19 protein-coding genes are annotated in these 17,203 nt (G+C 71.9%); 12 read left to right on the top strand and 7 right to left on the bottom strand.

The genetic code is table 11. The features are described 5' to 3' along the window. Positions 1-3 precede the first annotated feature (3 nt). Complete coding sequence (locus PCA76_RS32030) at positions 4-1,272, top strand: glycosyltransferase family 4 protein (protein WP_272614244.1); 1,269 nt, start codon at positions 4-6, stop codon at positions 1,270-1,272. Between the two features lie 200 nt (positions 1,273-1,472). Here PCA76_RS32030 and PCA76_RS32025 read toward each other — a convergent pair whose 3' ends face one another. The 5 genes from PCA76_RS32025 to PCA76_RS32005 all read right to left on the bottom strand — a co-directional run bounded on the left by PCA76_RS32025 (position 1,473) and on the right by PCA76_RS32005 (position 5,249). After that, positions 1,473-2,195: a CDP-alcohol phosphatidyltransferase family protein gene (locus tag PCA76_RS32025; protein WP_272614243.1), complete on the bottom strand. Its 723-nt coding sequence runs from the start codon at positions 2,193-2,195 to the stop codon at positions 1,473-1,475. Beyond that, positions 2,170-3,237: an iron-containing alcohol dehydrogenase family protein gene (locus PCA76_RS32020; protein ID WP_272614242.1), complete on the bottom strand. Its 1,068-nt coding sequence runs from the start codon at positions 3,235-3,237 to the stop codon at positions 2,170-2,172. Before PCA76_RS32020 ends, PCA76_RS32025 begins: the two co-directional genes overlap by 26 nt. Then, positions 3,225-3,956, bottom strand: a complete 732-nt coding sequence (locus PCA76_RS32015; RefSeq protein WP_272614241.1) for a phosphocholine cytidylyltransferase family protein — start codon at positions 3,954-3,956, stop codon at positions 3,225-3,227. The genes PCA76_RS32020 and PCA76_RS32015 overlap by 13 nt, the downstream gene beginning before the upstream one ends. A 79-nt stretch (positions 3,957-4,035) precedes the next feature. Continuing rightward, complete coding sequence (locus PCA76_RS32010; protein WP_272614240.1) at positions 4,036-4,803, bottom strand: hypothetical protein; 768 nt, start codon at positions 4,801-4,803, stop codon at positions 4,036-4,038. After that, positions 4,800-5,249, bottom strand: coding sequence for an NUDIX hydrolase (locus PCA76_RS32005; protein WP_272614239.1), 450 nt, complete (start codon positions 5,247-5,249; stop codon positions 4,800-4,802). Before PCA76_RS32005 ends, PCA76_RS32010 begins: the two co-directional genes overlap by 4 nt. A gap of 113 nt (positions 5,250-5,362) precedes the next feature. Between PCA76_RS32005 and PCA76_RS32000 the strand changes: the two genes are divergently transcribed. The 4 genes from PCA76_RS32000 to corA all read left to right on the top strand — a co-directional run bounded on the left by PCA76_RS32000 (position 5,363) and on the right by corA (position 9,007). Then, complete coding sequence (locus tag PCA76_RS32000; RefSeq protein WP_272614238.1) at positions 5,363-5,758, top strand: CBS domain-containing protein; 396 nt, start codon at positions 5,363-5,365, stop codon at positions 5,756-5,758. Positions 5,759-5,879: 121 nt separating this feature from the next. Beyond that, complete coding sequence (locus PCA76_RS31995) at positions 5,880-6,338, top strand: ester cyclase (RefSeq protein ID WP_272614236.1); 459 nt, start codon at positions 5,880-5,882, stop codon at positions 6,336-6,338. Positions 6,339-6,444: 106 nt separating this feature from the next. Further along, positions 6,445-7,539, top strand: a complete 1,095-nt coding sequence (locus tag PCA76_RS31990; RefSeq protein ID WP_272614235.1) for an aminotransferase-like domain-containing protein — start codon at positions 6,445-6,447, stop codon at positions 7,537-7,539. Positions 7,540-7,858: 319 nt separating this feature from the next. Next, the gene (gene corA, locus PCA76_RS31985; RefSeq protein ID WP_272614234.1) at positions 7,859-9,007 is read left to right on the top strand and encodes a magnesium/cobalt transporter CorA; all 1,149 of its coding nucleotides are present in this window, start codon (positions 7,859-7,861) and stop codon (positions 9,005-9,007) included. Between the two features lie 98 nt (positions 9,008-9,105). On the opposite strand, the gene PCA76_RS31980 is transcribed toward corA, so the two are convergent. Next, positions 9,106-9,882 (bottom strand): hypothetical protein, encoded by a 777-nt coding sequence (locus tag PCA76_RS31980; RefSeq protein ID WP_272614232.1) that lies wholly within the window; start codon positions 9,880-9,882, stop codon positions 9,106-9,108. An 84-nt stretch (positions 9,883-9,966) separates the two neighbouring features. Here PCA76_RS31980 and PCA76_RS31975 point away from each other — a divergent pair, with 84 nt between their 5' ends. Together PCA76_RS31975 and PCA76_RS31970 are read left to right on the top strand one after the other, a co-directional pair. Continuing rightward, a complete protein-coding gene (locus PCA76_RS31975; RefSeq protein WP_272614231.1) occupies positions 9,967-10,497 on the top strand; it encodes a peptidylprolyl isomerase in 531 nt (176 codons plus the stop codon). A 100-nt stretch (positions 10,498-10,597) separates the two neighbouring features. Then, positions 10,598-11,509: a rhomboid family intramembrane serine protease gene (locus tag PCA76_RS31970; RefSeq protein ID WP_272614230.1), complete on the top strand. Its 912-nt coding sequence runs from the start codon at positions 10,598-10,600 to the stop codon at positions 11,507-11,509. A gap of 10 nt (positions 11,510-11,519) precedes the next feature. On the opposite strand, the gene PCA76_RS31965 is transcribed toward PCA76_RS31970, so the two are convergent. Then, entirely contained in the window at positions 11,520-11,954 is a 435-nt protein-coding gene (locus PCA76_RS31965) for a PH domain-containing protein (protein WP_272614229.1), read from the bottom strand. Between the two features lie 116 nt (positions 11,955-12,070). On the opposite strand from PCA76_RS31965, the gene PCA76_RS31960 reads away from it, so the two are divergent. From PCA76_RS31960 to PCA76_RS31940, 5 genes are all read left to right on the top strand, one after another. Continuing rightward, positions 12,071-13,243 (top strand): thiolase family protein, encoded by a 1,173-nt coding sequence (locus tag PCA76_RS31960; RefSeq protein WP_272614228.1) that lies wholly within the window; start codon positions 12,071-12,073, stop codon positions 13,241-13,243. 58 nt (positions 13,244-13,301) lie between these two features. Continuing rightward, on the top strand, positions 13,302-14,315 hold the full coding sequence (locus PCA76_RS31955; RefSeq protein WP_272614226.1) for a phosphotransferase: 1,014 nt from the start codon (positions 13,302-13,304) through the stop codon (positions 14,313-14,315). 111 nt (positions 14,316-14,426) lie between these two features. Continuing rightward, positions 14,427-14,939 carry a hypothetical protein gene (locus tag PCA76_RS31950; protein WP_272614224.1) on the top strand — a complete coding sequence of 171 codons (513 nt, stop codon included), beginning with the start codon at positions 14,427-14,429 and terminating at the stop codon, positions 14,937-14,939. Positions 14,940-15,024: 85 nt separating this feature from the next. Then, complete coding sequence (locus tag PCA76_RS31945; RefSeq protein ID WP_272614222.1) at positions 15,025-15,717, top strand: response regulator transcription factor; 693 nt, start codon at positions 15,025-15,027, stop codon at positions 15,715-15,717. A gap of 28 nt (positions 15,718-15,745) precedes the next feature. Continuing rightward, positions 15,746-17,176, top strand: a complete 1,431-nt coding sequence (locus PCA76_RS31940; RefSeq protein WP_442930290.1) for an ATP-binding protein — start codon at positions 15,746-15,748, stop codon at positions 17,174-17,176. Positions 17,177-17,203: the final 27 nt, after the last annotated feature.

Genomic DNA, 17,203 nt, shown 5'->3' with positions numbered 1-17,203 from the left:
TCTGTGAGAATCGTGGTGGCGCACAACCGGTACCGGGAAGCCCAGCCCTCCGGTGAGAACACGATCGTCGATTCGGAGATCGCCCAACTCACCGCCGCTGGCGTCGAGGTGCTGCCCTTCATTCGCAGCTCGGACGAGATCCCGTCGATGTCGAAGGTGGCGAAGGCGCTGCTGCCGATCTCGCCGATCTGGGCTCCGCGCGCCCAGCACGACCTGAGCCGGCTGCTCACCGAGCACCAACCGGACGTTCTGCACCTGCACAACCCGTACCCCCTGTTGTCGCCCTGGGTGGTGCGGACCGCGCACCGCCACGGCGTGCCGGTCGTGCAGACGGTGCACAACTACCGGCAGGTCTGCTCGTCGGGGATCTACTTCCGCGACGGGGTGATCTGCCAGGACTGCAAGGGCCGTGTGCTGGGCGTGCCGGCGATCAAGCACCGCTGCTACCGCGATTCGGCGGCGCAGAGCGCGTTGATGGCGACCACCCTGGCCGTGCACCGGGGCACCTGGCGGTCGGTGGATCGGTACATCGCGCTCACCTCGGCGATCGCCGATCACCTCCGTGACTACGGCATCCCGGACGACCGGATCGTGGTGAAGCCGAACTCCGTGCCCGACCCGGGCCGGCCGACGCCGCTCGGTGACGGGTTCCTCTACATGGCCCGGCTCTCACCGGAGAAGGGCGTCGACCTGCTGCTGGACGCCTGGCGCCGGCACCCGGTCGGTGCGCTGGGCACACTGCGCATGGCGGGCGACGGCGAGCTGCGCCCGCTCGTCGAGGCCGCCGCCGCCGAGCGACCCGACGTGGTCTACCTCGGTCAGCTCGACCGGGCCGGTGTGCGGGCCGCAGTCGAGGCGAGCGCGGTGGTGATCGCCGCCGCCATGTGGCACGACGTGCTCCCGACCGTGATCATCGAGGCGATGGCGAGCGGCCGGCCGGTCCTCGGCACGGCGTTGGGCGGCATCCCGTACCTGGTCGGGGCCGACGCCCCGCACGAGCCCGCCGGCACCGGACCCGCCGAGGTAGCCTCCGCGGTCGCCGGGGGCGGCCGAGTGCCGATGCCGACCGGTGTGACCACCGGGACCGCCGGTTGGGTGGTGGCGCCAGAGCCGGCCGCACTGGCCGCCGCGCTCCCCGTCGCCCGGGCCGGCGCCGCCGCACTCGCCGGGCCGGCTCGGCTCCGCTACGAGCAGACCTTCCACCCAGACGTGGTCACCAACCGCCTACTCGATATCTACGCCAACCTAACCCCCACCCCCACCCGCGCCTAACCCCCCGCCGCCCCGCCCGCCCGCCCGCCCGCCCCGCCCCGCCGCCCCGCCCGCCCCGCCGCCCCGCCGCCCCACCCCTGAGCCGCGTCGATCTAGGGCGAATCGCTGTTGTTGGAGATCAACTGACTGCGATCTTCCCTAGATCGACGCGGCTCAGGGGTGGGGCAGGGCGGGGGCGGGGTGGGGGCGGGGGCAGGGGGTTAGCGGAGGGAGGCTCGGGCGGAGAAGGCGATGCTGGCGAGTAGGAAGCCGCCGTTGACGATGGTGAACGCGACCAGCACCCAGAGGACCAGCGCGGGGGCCACGGCCAGCACCACGGCGGCCACGAAGATCACCGCGCCGTAGTCGCGGACCAGCTTCGCCAGGCGAACCGGCAGCGAGGTCGAGGTGACCATGCTGGCCGCGTTCGGGCCGGACTGCATCACCGAGGTGACCAGGTTGACCATCCAGGTGCCCGCGAACGTCGCCACCAGCCAGGTCGGGGTCGACGGCTCCTGCGCCACGGCGGTGGCGGCCAGCGCGGCCACCAGGGCGATCTGCGCCGCCACGTCGCAGAGCACGTCGACGCGGGCGCCGGCCGCGCTGCCCTGGCCGGTCACCCGGGCCAGCTGCCCGTCGGCGCAGTCCAGGGAGTACGCCACCTGCCAGCCGACCAGGGCGAGCAGGCCGACCACCCAGGCCGGTACGTCGCCGGCGGCGACCGGGCCAGCGAGCGCCACCACGGTGACCGAGGTGGCCAGCCCGAGCACCAGGTTGGTGATGGTCAACGCGGTCGGGCGGAGCCCGAGCCGCTGGGCGACCAGCGCGAAGACGGCGCCCAGCCACTGGCTGATCGACTCGCTGAAGAGGCCGCCGCCCCGGTTCACCCGGTGGAAGTCGGCGACGGTGGGACGGGGGTCAGCCAAGCTGGTCGCGGATTGCACCGGCGTAGTCTGCCAGCCGCTCCCGCGTCTCGGTAGGCGACAGCGCCAGGTGCTCGAGGATGGTGTACCGGTCCGGTCGGGTACGTGGCGCGAACTGGACCGCCTCCACGAACTGGTCGTCGGTGAGCGCCACCTCGGCGGGGAGCCGGGGCAGACCGTGCCGGGCCAGGCAGGCCGACATCTCCCCGAAGCGGCGCAGGTCCCCGCGCAGCCAGGTGCAGAACAGCGCACCCAGCCCGGCCAGCTCGCCGTGCGAGGCGGTGCCGGGGAAGAGCGCGTCGATGGCGTGCATGATCTCGTGGCAGCCGCCACTGCACGGGCGGCTGGTCCCCTCGATCGCCATGGCCAGGCCGCTGGAGATCAGCGCTTCGGCCAGCACGGTGACGAAGGCGTCGTCGGCCATGTCGCCCGGGTGGTTGAGCACCGCTTCGGCGCCCGCCCGGGAGAGCGAGGCGGCCAGCCCGTCGAACGGCTCGACGCGTACCCGGCGGGCCAGCTCCCAGTCGGCCAGCGCGCTGATGTTGCTGATCACGTCGCCGATGCCGGCCCGGTTGTGCCGGTCCGGGCCGCTCTCCACGAAGTCCAGGTCGACGATCACCGCGATCGGGATGTGCACCCCGTAGGAGCCCTTGAGCCCATCGGTGATGAGGCTGGCCACCGGGGAGGCGATCCCGTCGTTGGCGAGGCTCGTCGCGACCGACACCATCGGGAGACCCCGGCGGGTCGCCGCGTACTTGGCCACGTCGATGGTCTTGCCGCCACCGATGCCGACCACCGCGTCGTACGACCGGGCGCGGAGTTTGCCGCCGAGGTCGTCGGCGGCGTCCAGGGTGCCCCCGGCGACGGTGAACACGTCGGCCGTCCGCAGCGACGGCCGGATCATCTCCGCGATCTGGGCACCCTGACCTGGGCCGACCACCACCGCGACGTCACCGCCGGCGGAGATCCGCCCGTCAGCCAGGATCGCGCCGAGGTCGGCGACCGCACCCCGGCGCACGTCGATGTGCAGCGGGGTCAGGACGCTCCGCGCTAGTAGCGGCACGCGATCTCCCGCGCGCGGGCCAGGTCGGCGTGATTGTCGACCTCGACCCACGGGACGTCACCGATCGGCGCCGCCCGCACCTCCCCGCCCCGGTCGGAGAACTCCTGGTAGCCGTCCTCGTAGTACAGGTTCGGGTCGCGCCGCCAGGTCGCCTCCAGCGCGTCGGCGAGGGCGTCGGCGACCTGCGGCTCGATCAGCGTCGCGCCGATGTACTCCCCGTACGCCTCGCCCGGGTCCATCAGCTTGGTGATCCGGGTGAGCTGGCCGGCGGCGTCGAAGGTGGTCTTCATCTCCTCGTCGGCCAGCGGCTTGAGCGTGTCCACGGCGAGCAGGATGCCCGGCCCACGCTCGGCGAGCAGGGTCTTCTCCACGCTCACCGGGTGCACGGTGTCCCCGTTGACCAGCAGCACCCCGCGCGCGAAGTACTCCCGGGCCAGCCAGAGCGAGTAGGCGTTGTTCCACTCCTCGGCCTTGTCGTTGTGCACCAGGGTGAGCGTGACCCCGTACCGCTTCTCCAGGTCGGCCTGCCGCTCGCGGACCGCGTCCGCCGCGTAGCCGACCACGATCACGATGTCGGTGAGCCCGACCTCGGCGAGGTTGCCCAGCGCGATGTCCAGGATCGTGGTCTCACCGTCCACCGGCACCAACGCCTTCGGCAGGGTGTCGGTGTACGGGCGCAGCCGGCGTCCTGCTCCGGCCGCGAGCACCATTCCGATCATCGCGAGATCCTCCCTCGTCCTGCTCCCCGTCACCGCTGGAGGATAGCGCCGGGTGGCCGCGCCGCTCCGGCCAACCGGGTCAGCCGGGCAACGCCGCCAGGTCGGCGAGCATGGTCAGCCGCTCCTCGGCACTGAGCGCGGCGTACGGCCCGGCTGCCCGTCGGTCGGTTTCCAGCTCGATGGCGAGCCGCTCGGGGCCGGTGGGCAGGGCGGCGATGCTCGATGCGGTGTGCCCGGCGGCAGCCCAGGCGGCGGCGTGCGCGTCGGCGCGGTGGTATCGCAGCGTGCCGAGCCGGTTGAGCAGCAGCACGCCCGACGGGGTGCCGTCCGGCTCGTACGGTGGCGCCATCGCGGCGAAGGCCGAGCCGCCCCGGTCCCTCTCCTCGTCGGCCAGCACCAGGGCGTACGCCAGTAGCCGGCCGAGCGCCGCCACCAGCCGTGACACCCGCTCGTCGTGCCCGGCCCACAGTTCCTCGGTGACCTCGGCGTGCACCTGGTACAGCTCGCTGAGGAAGGCCGCACCGCGCTCGGTGGCGGAGAGCGCGCCGCCTGGGCTGCGGTGGAGCATCCCGTGCGCCACCTGTTTGTCCACGGTCCGCTGGCAGGCGACCGGGTCGTGGTAGCGGGTGATCGCCGCGAACGCCGGCCCGTCGACCGTGCCACCGGGTGCGGCCAGCCGGGTGCGCAGGTCGACCAGGAAGCCGCTCGCCGCCACGCCTCCGTACCGCTGGGACAGCTCGGCGCCGCCACCGTCGCGGCCGGCCAGCATGCCGGCGCGGAAGGTCCGGTCCACGGCAGGGGCGAGCAGCCCGGCGATCCGGTGCGGCGCCAGCTCGACGGTGTTCACAGACCGATCGACCGCAGGACGGCGAAGCCCTCCTCCGCGATCCGCCGGATCAGCCCGTCGTTGACGTCGCGGTGCTCGTCCAGCACGGTCACCTCGTGTTCGGCCAGCCAGCGGTACTCGGTGTGCTTGCCGGCCTCCAGCGTCGGGCGGTCGAGGTCACCGTCGACGCGGACCAGGAAGTCGTACTCGATCCGGGCCAGGCCGTCGTCGCCCACGTAGCTGTACTCGCCCACCTGGCCGAGGACGTGTGAGAGGAACCAGCCGGTCTCCTCGGTGATCTCCCGGCGGAGCGCCTCGTCGATCTCCTCGCCGGGCTCCAGATGGCCGCCGACAATGTCCCAACAGTCGGGAAAGAGGCGCCGGTGCGGTGAGCGGCGCTGGAAGAAGATACGGCCGTCATGGTCGACGATCAGCGCGCCGGCGCAGCGCAGGGGCTCGGTGGACACCGTCCGACAGTAGCGAGCGTCCGGTGGTTCGGCGATGTTCGGTCTTGTCCCGGAAACATCTACGGACCACCATGTCCGTACCGGATGCCACCGTCCCGAAGGGGTGATGCGTGATGCAGGTACGGGATGCGATGTCCAGCCAGGTCCTCGTCGTCGGTCCGGAGCACACGCTCCGTCAGGCGGCCCGGATGATGTCGGCCCGCGGTGTCGGGTCGGCGGTCGTGATCGACCCGGATTCCGAGGGCGTCGGGATCATGACCGAACGTGACGTGTTGAAGGCCATTGGCGCCGGCCTGGACTGCGACGTGGAACGCACCGGTGCCCACCTGACCTGGGACGTGGTCTACGCGGGGCCGGAGTGGACGGTGGCCGAGGCTGCCGCCGCGATGGCGCGGGGTGGGTTCCGGCACCTGGTGGTGCTGGACGGCCGCGAGGTGGCCGGGGTGATCTCTGTCCGGGACATCATGCGGGTCTGGTCGGAGAACCAGGCCGCCATCGCCGCGTCGTGACCGGCGGGCCGACCAGACCGGGCGGGTCGGAATCTCGGCGCGCGTAGGTGTGCCCGGCCGGATAGACGGGTAGGGATCCCTTGCGGGTGCGGAGGTGCCGCGGCCCGCGGGGGAGGTCCCGATGCGCGACGCGGAGCGACTGGTCGAGCAGCAGTACGCCATGCTCCTGCGTCGGGACGTGGCCCGCCTGCCGGATCTCTATGCCCCGGAGGCGTTCTACGCCATGCCGGGCGTGACGGTGCGCCCGATCGAGCTGCCCGCGCTCCTGCGGACCTGGACCGGCGCGTTCCCCGACCTGCGGGTCGACCCGCTTGGCGCGGTCCGCACCGGAGGTGGCGCGGCCGTCGAGCTGCGCCTGACCGGCACCCACAGCGGCACGTTGCATTCGCCGTACGGCACCGTCGCGCCCACCGGCCGGGTGGTGAGCTGGGAGGTGGCCGACGTGGTCCGGGCCCGCAAGGGTCGGATCACCGCTTGGCGCTCCTACTTCGACTGGAGCCGGCTCCTCGATGCGCTCGGCGTGCAGCTGGAGGGACTTTCCCGGGCGGCGCACCACGACGCGCTCGCCCTTCCGGTCTGATCTGCCGCCGACCGGTGGAGTCGGGTCACCCGACCCGGTGGCTCAGGATGCGGACATCGCCGTGCCGTCCGCGCGTCCCCCGCCGCCGCCCGTACGCTCAACATCCATGACCGCCGAGCAGTTGATCTCCTTTGCCCGTGGCGCTCCCTCGCTGGACATCGTCGATGTCGAGGGGCTCAAGGCCGCCGCCGTCCGCGCCTTCGACGCCGACCCTGCGGGGGTCACGGCGTACGGCACCTCCGTCGGTTACCTTCCGCTGCGAAAGTGGATCGCCGAGAAGCACGGGGTCGAAGCCAACCAGGTGCTGATCACCAACGGGTCGCTCCAGGCCGACGCGTTCCTCTTCGACCACCTGGTCCGACCCGGCGACGCCGTGGTGGTGGAACGCCCGACGTACGACCGGACGCTGCTCAACCTTCAGCGGATGGGCAGTGAGCTGCACGGCATCTCGGTCCAGCCGGATGGCCTGGACACCGCCGAGCTGCGCAAGCTGCTGGAGTCCGGGGTTCGACCCCGGCTCGCCCACGTCATCCCGAACTATCAGAACCCGGCCGGCATGACGCTCTCCCTGGAGAAGCGTCGGGAGCTGCTCGACCTGGCCGCCGAGTACGAGTTCACGATCTTCGAGGACGACCCGTACGCGGACATCCGCTTCCGTGGTGACGCACTGCCGTCGATGCTCTCGCTGGACACCCGCAACGTGGTGGTGCACGCGTCGAGCTTCACCAAGACGGTCTGCCCGGGTGTGCGGGTCGGTTACCTGGTCGGCCCGGCGGACCTGATCGCCGACATCGCCAAGAACGCGACCAGCCTCTACATCTCGCCCGGGATGGTGTCCCAGGCGATCGTGCACCAGTTCTGCGTCTCCGGTGACATCGACCGTTCGATCGAGACCGTACGCGCGGCGCTGGGCGAGCGAGCCCGGGTGCTCGCCGAGTCGCTGCGCCGGCACCTGCCGCAGGCCCGGTTCGTGGAGCCCGACGGTGGCTACTTCCTCTGGGTGGAGTTCCCGGAGGACGTCCTGGTGGACCGGCTCGCCCCGGCGGCGACCGAGCGCGGCGTCGCCGTGGTCAAGGGCAGCGACTTCGTGCTGGATGGTGGGCAGCACGCCCTTCGACTTGCCTTCTCGGCGGTGACCGCCGACCGGATCGACGAGGGCGTTCGCCGCCTCGCGGAGGCCGTCGAAGCCGTACGCAGCTGATTGGTCTGTCGGGTTCCCGACAGAATGACGATGCCGGCCGTCCCGGGGCTCCCGCCCGGGCGGCCGGCGGCCCACAATGCTGCGAGCGTCACCCGTCAGGTGTAGTGGAGCTCACCGCCCGGCCTCCAGGCTGGGCGACCCGGATGACGCGGCAGCACTCCCCCCGCCCCCACAGGCGCCGGGTGGGCCGTGTCGTCCCCGCACCCCCCCGATGCGGCCCGGCCCACCCGGTGCCGCCCCCACGCGACCGCCGTCACACGTGTCCTCGACCGCAGGCGGCGTAGCCTGCAAGCCGCAGCTGAGCGCGGGAGGTGACGCGATGACGGATCGGACAGAGCGGGACCGGACGGCATCGTCGACGACCGGTCGGGTGCTACGCCCTCGGGCGTGGCCGTCCCCGGTCCGGGCGATGACCCGGATCCTCAACGCCGACGGCTCGCCGCCCGTGCCGACCCCCACTGGCACCGGCCGCAGCGGCGTGGTCGACTGCGCGCTCTACGTCGACGGCAAGCGGCAACCCGGCGACTGGACGTACGCGGACGCGCTGGCCGCGGCCCGCCGCGAGGATCACGGCTTCGTCTGGATCGGCCTGCACCAGCCGGAGCTGGCCGAGATGACTGCCATCGCGGAGACCTACGGCCTGCACGAGCTCGCCGTCGAGGACGCGGTGAAGGCCGAGCAGCGCCCCAAGCTGGAGCGGTTCGGCGATGTCGTCTTCCTGGTGCTGCGCACCGCCCGATACTGCGAGCACGCCGAGCTGACCGAGAACTCCGAGGTCGTGGAGACCGGTCAGGTGATGCTCTTCATCGGCCCGAACTTCGTGATCAGCGTCCGGCACGGTGATGCCTGCCGGCTCGCCCCGATCCGCGCCGACCTGGAGACCAAGCAGGATCTGCTGCTCCAGGGCCCGTGGGCGGTGGCGTACGGGGTGACCGACCGGGTGGTCGACCTCTACCTGGAGGTCGCCGACCAGCTCGAGGACGACCTGGACATGCTGGAGGCCGAGGTCTTCGACCGTCAGGGCCATGGGCGGATCCAGCGGATCTACCAGATGAAGCGCGAGCTGGTGGAGTTCAAGCGGGCGGTGATCCCGCTGCAGCGCCCGCTGATGACCCTGACCTCCCAGGTCAACCGGGAGGTGCCCAAGGAGATCCGGCGCTACTTCCGGGACGTGCAGGACCACCTGAGCCGCACCGTGGAGCAGGTCAACTCCTACGACGACCTGCTCAACTCGATCCTCCAGGCGCGGTTGGCGCAGGTCACCGTCGACCAGAACAACGACATGCGCAAGATCGCCGCCTGGGCTGGCATTGCCGCGGTGTGGACCGCCATCGCCGGGATATACGGGATGAACTTCGACAACATGCCCGAGCTGAAGATGACGTACGGCTATCCCGTCGTACTCGCCCTGATGCTCGGCGTCAGCCTGGCTCTCTACCGTTGGTTCCGCCGTAACGGTTGGCTCTGACCGAGCGGCCTGGCAGCGTCGGACCACAACCCGGACGCGGAAGCGCCGGCGGTGCGGGGTGGTCCCCGCCTCGCCGGCGCTTGTCCGTGACGCTGCGGTCAGCGGCGGCCGTTGGTGCGGGCCGTGTCCTTGCCCAGCGCCTTGGTGAGGTCGTCGGTCGGCCGACCGGAGACGTCGGTGGCACCCTCGGCAACCGACGGAACCTTGTCGGTCGGGCGGATACCGGTCTGCTTGGCCGTGCCGGTGGTGCTGGCGCTCGTGCCGCCGGCCACCGCCGAGCTGCCCGCACCGGTCATGGCAGCCGTACCGGTCATGGCGGACCCGTCGGTCCCCTTGGTGGCGGACGGCGTCCGTACCTCGATCGAGTCGACCTCGTCGTGCATCGGCTCCAGGGTGCGGGTCGGGTCGTACTCGGCCCACTCCTGCTGCTCCCGTCGGCGACGCAGGGCGACCGCGCCGGCCAGGCCGGCGATGGCACCCGCCGCCAGCAGGCCGGTCATCATCGAGCCGCGACGGCGCGGCTGCTTCTTCTTACCGGAGATCCGCATGGTCTTCGACTTGGCCTTCCTGGTCAGCGGCCCTGCCTGCGTGGCGCCGTTACGGGCCGCCGCCGTCAGTGGTGCCAGCGTGGTGAGAGTCGTCCCCCAGCTGGTCGACGCGCGGTCGCGTACCTTCACCGCGGCCGGCCCGACGTAGCCCCGGGCCACCTGGACCCGAGGGCTGACGGTTGCGCCGGCGCCCTTCGCGGCGTGGTTGGCTGCCTGTACCAGGTGGCTGATGCTCTGGTTCAGCTCGGCCAAGGCCTGCTGCCCCTGGGACTTACGCCGCCCGAATCCAAACACGGTCCTACCTCCTGGGAATTGTTCCTTCGTCATCCTCCACCTTCGGATGCCTCCGCGATGCCAGATCGGGCACATGGGAGGATCCGCATGGAACTGACCAACAAGTGAGGAGTACCCGTGGCCGAGGCTGTCTACGCCACCCTGCACACCAACGCTGGCCCGATCCGGCTGGAGCTCTTCCCCAACCACGCGCCGAAGACCGTCCGCAACTTCGTCGACCTGGCCGAGGGCAACCGGGAGTACACCGACCCGCGCACCGGTCAGCCGGGCAGTGGTCCGTACTACGACGGCACCATCTCGCACCGGGTGATCAGCGGTTTCATGGTCCAGATGGGCGACCCGACCGGCACCGGTCGGGGCGGGCCGGGCTACAAGTTCGCCGACGAGTTCCACCCGGAGCTGCGCTTCGACCGGCCCTACCTGCTGGCGATGGCGAACGCCGGACCGGGCACCAACGGTTCGCAGTTCTTCATCACCGTGTCTCCGACGCCGCACCTCAACAACCGGCACACCATCTTCGGCCAGGTTGCCGATGAGCAGTCGGTGAAGATCGTCGACTCGATCGCGAGCACCCCGACCGGCCCGAGCGACCGTCCGCTCCAGGACGTCGTCATCGAGCGGGTCGAGATCGAGCGGTCTGCTTCCTGACTGACCGGCGAGGTACCTTTGCTCGCATGATTGAGCGCTCCGGAGCACCGCACCGGCTGGCGCCGGTGTATCGCGCTGCGGTGGACGGAGGGTCGGCCCGGTGAGCGAGTCCCCTCCGACCGCCCCGGTCTGCTACCGGCACCCAGGTCGGGAGACCTACGTCCGGTGCACCCGCTGCGACCGGCCGATCTGCCCGGACTGCATGCGGGAGGCGTCCGTCGGGCACCAGTGCCCGGAGTGCGTCAACGAGGGACGTCGCAGTGTCCGGCCGGCGCGTACCGCCTTCGGTGGCGGTGCGGCCGGCCGGCACGGCTATGTCACCAAGGCGCTGATCGCCGTGAACGTGCTGCTCATGCTGCTCTCCATCGCCTCCGACCGGGGTGGGGACGCGGCGGTGGGCGGTTCCGGCTTCGGCGGCCTGATGGGTGGCAGCACCCCGCTGACCAACTGGGGGTCGGTGCTCGGGCTGGCGGTCTTCCCCGACGGCACGCTCGGTGGCATCGCCGACGGCCAGTGGTACCGGCTGGTCACCGCCATGTTCCTGCACTACGGCGTGATCCACCTGTTGCTCAACATGTGGGCGCTGTGGGTGCTCGGCCGATCGTTGGAGGCCAACCTGGGGCGGGTGCGGTTCGCCGCGCTCTACCTGATCGCGGGCCTCGGCGGCAACGTCGCCGCCTACCTGTTCAGCGCCCAGAACTCCGCCACCGCCGGGGCGTCCACCGCCATCTTCGGGCTCTTCGCCGCGCTGATCATCATCGAGCGCAAGCTGGGCCGGGACATCTCCCAGATCATCCCGATCCTGGTGATCAACCTGGTGTTCACGCTGGCCGTGCCGGGCATCTCCATCCCCGGGCACCTGGGTGGCCTGGTGGTCGGCGCGCTGTTGGCGCTGGTGCTCGCGTACGCGCCGCGCGGCCGACGCACGTTGGTGCAGGTCGCCGGCGGTGCGATCATCCTGCTGATCCTGCTCGCCCTGGTTCTCTTCCGGACGGCCCAACTGCTCGCCTGATTGTTCGCGGCTATCCGGCCGGGTTCGGGCGGGCGGCACGCAGCGCGGCGGCCACCTCCTCCGGGGTGGCGCCCAGGTCGTACCGCCCGAACAGGTGCAGTGAGTTGCCCGCGTCGATTTCCAGGGTTTCGCTGGCCAGCCCCAACCGTGGCCGACGGTCCACGGCGATCGCCTCGACCGCCGACCAGGGCAGCAGCCGCCGGCTCGCGAATCCGTGGACGACGGTGAGCCCTGCGGCGTCCACCGCCAACCGGACGGGCACGACCAGATCGCGTAGCGCCCAGCCGGCCAGCAGTGCGGCGGCCAGGACGGCCAGAGCCAGGCGGACCGGGTCGCCGTCGGCGAAGAGCAGCCCGAGCGCGACCAGCAGGACCGCGCCGGCCAGCTTCGCGGCGGGCAGGCTTGCCGGCACCCGCCACTGCCGTACGGGGGAGGTCTCATCCACCCGCCCAGCATGCCAGCGGCCGTCGGGTTGGGCGTGCAGGCACCTCGACGCCTGGGCGGACGACCGGTCCATCAACGACGTAGGATCGGGGCAGCCCAAGTTACCGGGGAGTAAACATGAGTGACGCGGTCATCGTCGGCGCGGTACGAACCCCGGTCGGGCGGCGCAAGGGCAGCCTCGCCAGCGTCCACCCGGTCGATCTCTCGGCGCACGTGCTGCGCGCCCTCGCCGAGCGCACCGGCCTCGACCCGGAGCAGGTCGACGACGTCTACTGGGGCTGCGTGTCCCAGGTCGGCGAGCAATCGTGGAACATCGCCCGCAACGGCGTGCTCGCCGCCGGCTGGCCCGAGACGGTGCCCGGAACGACGCTGGACCGGCAGTGCGGTTCCAGCCAGCAGGCACTGCACTTCGCCGCCGCGACGGTGCTCTCCGGCCAGGCCGACCTGGTGGTCGCCGGTGGGGTGGAGTCGATGACCCGGGTGCCGATGGGCTCCAGTGTGGCTGGCGGCATGCCCTTCAGCGACCAGCTGCGCGCCCGCTACCGGGGCGTCGAGGGCTTCGCCGACGACGCGCCGCTGCCGTTCAATCAGGGGGTCGGGGCCGAGCTGATCGCCGAGCGGTGGCGCCTTTCGCGTACGCAGCTCGACGAGTTCGCGCTGGCCAGCCACGAGAAGGCCGCCGCCGCGCAGGACGCCGGCGCGTTCGACCCGGAGCTGACGCCGGTGCCACTGGCCGATGGTGGCAAGTTCGCCGCCGACGAGGGCATCCGCCGGGAGACCTCCCTGGAAAAGCTTGGTGAGCTGGCCACCCCGTTCCGCGCCGACGGTGTGGTGACCGCAGGGTCCGCGTCCCAGATCTCCGACGGGGCAGCGGCTCTCGCGGTGACCACCTCCGAATGGGCCAGCCGGCACGGCCTTCGGCCGCTTGCCCGCATCCACACCGCCGTGGTCGCCGCCGACGACCCGGTCACCATGCTCACCGCGCCCATCCCGGCCACCGCGAAGGCGCTGCGCCGCGCGGGGCTGGGCATCGAGGAGATCGGGGTGTACGAGGTGAACGAGGCGTTCGCCCCGGTGCCGCTGGCCTGGCTGGCGGAGACCGAGGCGGACCCGGAGCGGCTCAACCCGCGCGGTGGGGCGATCGCCCTCGGTCACCCGCTCGGTGGCTCCGGTGCCCGGATCATGACGACGATGCTCCAGCACATGCGGGACAACGGCATCCGCTACGGTCTGCAGACCATGTGCGAGGGCGGCGGCATGGCCAACGCCACCATCGTCGAGCTGCTCTGACGCCCCGGCGAGGAAAATGTCTCGCCCCGGCCCGGTAAGGCCGCCTAGGGTGCCCAGCGTGACGACGATCGCCGGTGAGCGCGCCCCCGACTGGTCCAGCGAGCAGTGGCAGGTGCGGGCCCGGTCCTGGGTCGATGCGCACCTGAGCCGAGCCGGCCGGCGGGTGACCGGGCTGGTGGAGCCCCGGGTGCGTCCCTGGTCGCTGGTGTGGCGGGTGCCCACCGACGACGGCCCGGTCTGGTTCAAGGCCAACAACCCGGGCACGGTGCACGAGACCGTCCTGATCGCGACGCTCGCCCAGCTGACGCCCGAACGGGTGCTGACACCGATCGCTGTGGACCCGGTCCAGGGCTGGTCGCTGCTGCCCGACGGCGGCGAGTCGTTGCGCGACGTGCTGGGACGAGACCCCGATCTGGCGCACTGGGAGCGGGCGCTGCCCGGGTATGCGGCGCTCCAACTGGCCACCGCACCGCGTGCCGACGAGTTGGTCGCTCTGGGCGTGCCGGACCACCGCCCCGAGGTGCTGGCCGGGCTGCTCGCCGAGCTGCTCGACGATCGCGGGTCACTGCTGATCGGTGCCGAGGGCGGGCTCAGCCCGGACCTGTACGAGCGGCTGCGGGCGGAGGTGCCGTCGTACGCCGAGCGGTGCCGCCGGCTCGCTGACATCGGCATTCCGGCCACGGTGCAACACGACGACCTGCACGACGGCAACGTCTTCGCAGCTGGGGACGTGTACCGCTATTTCGACTGGGGCGACGCCTCGGTGGGGCACCCGTTCGGCACGCTGCTGGTGACCCTGCGCTCCATCCGGTACGCCAAGAAGCTGGCAGCCGACGACGCCCGGCTGGCCCGGTTGCGCGACGCCTACCTGGAGGCGTGGACCGACCGGTACGACCGCCTGGCTCTCGTCGAGGCCGCCGACCTCGCGATCAGCCTGGGGCCGGTGAGCCGGTCACTCTCCTGGCGTCGCGCCCTGGACACCGTCGACGAGTCCCGCGCCGAGTACGCCGACGCGGTTCCCGGCTGGCTGGAGGAGTTGTTCGCCGCCAACCCCCTCCAGCCCGACTCCTGACCATGATCCGTCGGAGTCGGAAGTCGGACAGGCAGTGCGACCCGCCGCGTGGAACTTCCAAAAAATCGGCGTGACCCACGTCACCCCGCTGGGGAGGTCGTTGGGCACGTCATGGACGTCTTCTCCCGAACGTTCCTTCCGGCCGCCGCTGAGGCTGGCCTGGCCGTGCAGACCGTGAGCCGGCACATGCCGGTCTTCCGGCGCTGTGTCGGCTCCGGTGACGCCACCATCCTGGTCACCCGTTGCAGCCGCCCCGACCGCCCGGTCACCGGCGACTACCTGCTGCTGCTCACCCACCGTCGGCTGGTCGTGACCCAGCAGACCCGACTGCTGCACCGACTGCGCCTGCACCTCAACACCGAGTTGCGCGAGCTGAGCAACGTGACCTGGAGCCCGGACCCGCGGCTGCACTCGGTCGAGCTGGCGGCCACCGCGATCGACGGGATCCGTGAGCGGTTTCTGATCCGTACGAGTCACCCGAAGCGGGTCTGGCAGCTCGACGCGTTGCTCAACCACGCGTTCCGGACCCGCCTGCGGATGCCCCGTGAGCGGATCGTCGCCACCATCGGTGACGCGCCGGCCGCAGTGCGGCCCAGCGTGTTCCGTCCCGCTGTGGTGAGCTGACGCCCCACCGGGCTCTGCGCCGCCTTTACCGAACCCGAACACGCACCGAGCGCGCCGAGCGCACCGGGTCGGCAATCATGGGCCGGTGACCGTCGAACCGCCGCACCGCGGGCTCGTCCTCGTGGTCGAGGACGAGCCGGCCATCGCCGACCTGGTCCGGTTGTACCTGACCCGTGACGGGTTCGGCGTCCACCTGGAACGGGACGGTGACGCTGGCCTGAGCGCCGCCCGCCGGCTGCGCCCGGTGGCCTGCGTCCTGGACATCTCGCTGCCGGGCCTGCCCGGCACCGAGATCTGCCGCCGGCTGCGCGAGGACGGTGACTGGACCCCGGTCATCTTCCTCACCGCCCGGGACGACGAGGTGGATCGGATCGTCGGCCTGGAGTTGGGCGCCGACGACTACGTCACCAAGCCGTTCAGTCCACGGGAACTGGTCGCCCGGGTACGCGCGGTGCTGCGCCGTTCCGCCGGCGGCCCGGAGGGCGCGGACCGGCCGCGCGTCGTCGGCCCGGTGACGCTCGACCCGGCTCGTCGGACGGTTACCGCCGCAGGCGTCCCGGTGCAGCTCACCTCCACCGAGTTCGACCTGCTGGCCCACCTGATGGCCCGGCCGGGCCGGGTCTTCAGCCGGGAGGAGTTGCTGGCCGGGGTCTGGGGCTACGCGGCGCACGCCGGCACTCGCACCGTGGACGTGCACATCGCCCAGGTGCGGGCGAAGCTGGGCTCGACCAGCGTGATCCGGACCCACCGCGGCGTGGGGTACGCGGTCGATGCCTGACCAACCCGGGCGCGCCGAGTCGCCGACCATGGCCCTGCCGGTGGTCGGCACCCGCCCACCGCCCACACCTCGACGTAGCCGGTTCGGCCGTACGCTGACCGCCCGGGCGGTGCTGGTCACCTGCGCGGTGGCGCTGGTGTCGGTGCTGGTCACCGCGATCGTCGCGGTGCCGTTGGCGATCCGCGGCGCGGAGCGAAGCGATCAGAAGGCGCTCTCCGCGCAGGCTCGGCTCGCCGCCGAGGTGTTGCGGACCCGCCTCGACCGGGGTCGCAGCGCCGACGAGGAGCGGCTCATCCAGCAACTGCGCAACCAGGGCATCGACGCGTACCTGATCAGGCGCGGGGCGGTCGACCGGTCGGGCCTGCCGGCACGGGTGGTGCAGCGGATCGAGCAGGGCCGCAACGTGTCGGTCCGACGCGTTGTCAACGGCAAACGTGCCCTGGTCGAGGGCCGGGCGTTGCCCCACGGCAACGGGGTGGTGCTGTCCCGTCCCTCGGCGAACGGGCTGTGGACCCAGGTGCTGCTCAGCCTCTGGTTGCCGCTCCTGGCCGGGTTGGCCGCCGGTGTGGTGGCGGGGCTGCTGCTGGCCCGTCGGCTGGCCCGGCCGATCCGCGTCGCGGCCACCGCCGCCGCCCGGCTACGTGCCGGCGACCGTGCCGTCCGGGTGCCGGTCGAGCCGCCGGACGAGGTCGCCGACCTGGCCGAGGCGTTGAACGGGTTGGCCGGCGCACTGGCAACAAGCGAGGGCCGACAGCGGGAGTTCCTGCTGTCCGTCTCGCACGAACTGCGCACCCCGCTGACCGCGATCCGGGGGTACGCCGAGGCGCTCGCCGACGGGGTGCTCGGCGCGGATGACACCGTCGACACCGGCCGGACCATGCTGGCCGAGGCCCAACACCTGGACCGGCTGATCGGCGACCTGCTGGCGCTGGCCCGACTGGAGGCCGCCGACTTCCCTCTCGAACCGGTGCCGGTGGACCTGACCCAGCTGGCGCTGGACGCGGAGCGGACCTGGTCCGGCCGGTGCGCGGCCGTGGGGGTGCCGTTCCGGGTGGAGACGTCCGGTCAGCCGGTGCCCGCGTACACCGATCCGGGGCGGATCCGGCAGGTGCTGGACGGGTTGCTGGAGAACGCGCTCCGGGTCGTACCCCCGGGGTCGCCGGTGGTGCTCGCGGTCCGGCCGGCCGGCGCGGACCCGGCCTCCGGCGGTGTGTTGGAGGTCCGGGACGGCGGGCCCGGCTTCACCGACGACGACCTGGCGGTGGCGTTCGAACGCGGTGCGCTGCACCAGCGCTACCGGGGAGTGCGCAAGGTGGGCAGCGGTTTGGGTCTGGCGCTGGCCGCTGGGCTGGTCCGACGACTGGGCGGCGAGATCGCCGTAGGGCACGCACCGGAGGGCGGTGCCGCCTTCACGGTCCGGCTGCCCGGTGATCCTTACCTGGCTCGAACGTCGGCCTGACGCTCCGCTCGTCGTTCCGGGGAAGGC

It is taken from the genome of Micromonospora sp. LH3U1 (assembly GCF_028475105.1).
In the GTDB taxonomy this organism is placed as follows: Bacteria; Actinomycetota; Actinomycetes; order Mycobacteriales; family Micromonosporaceae; genus Micromonospora.
This window is presented reverse-complemented; position numbering and strand designations above follow the sequence as displayed.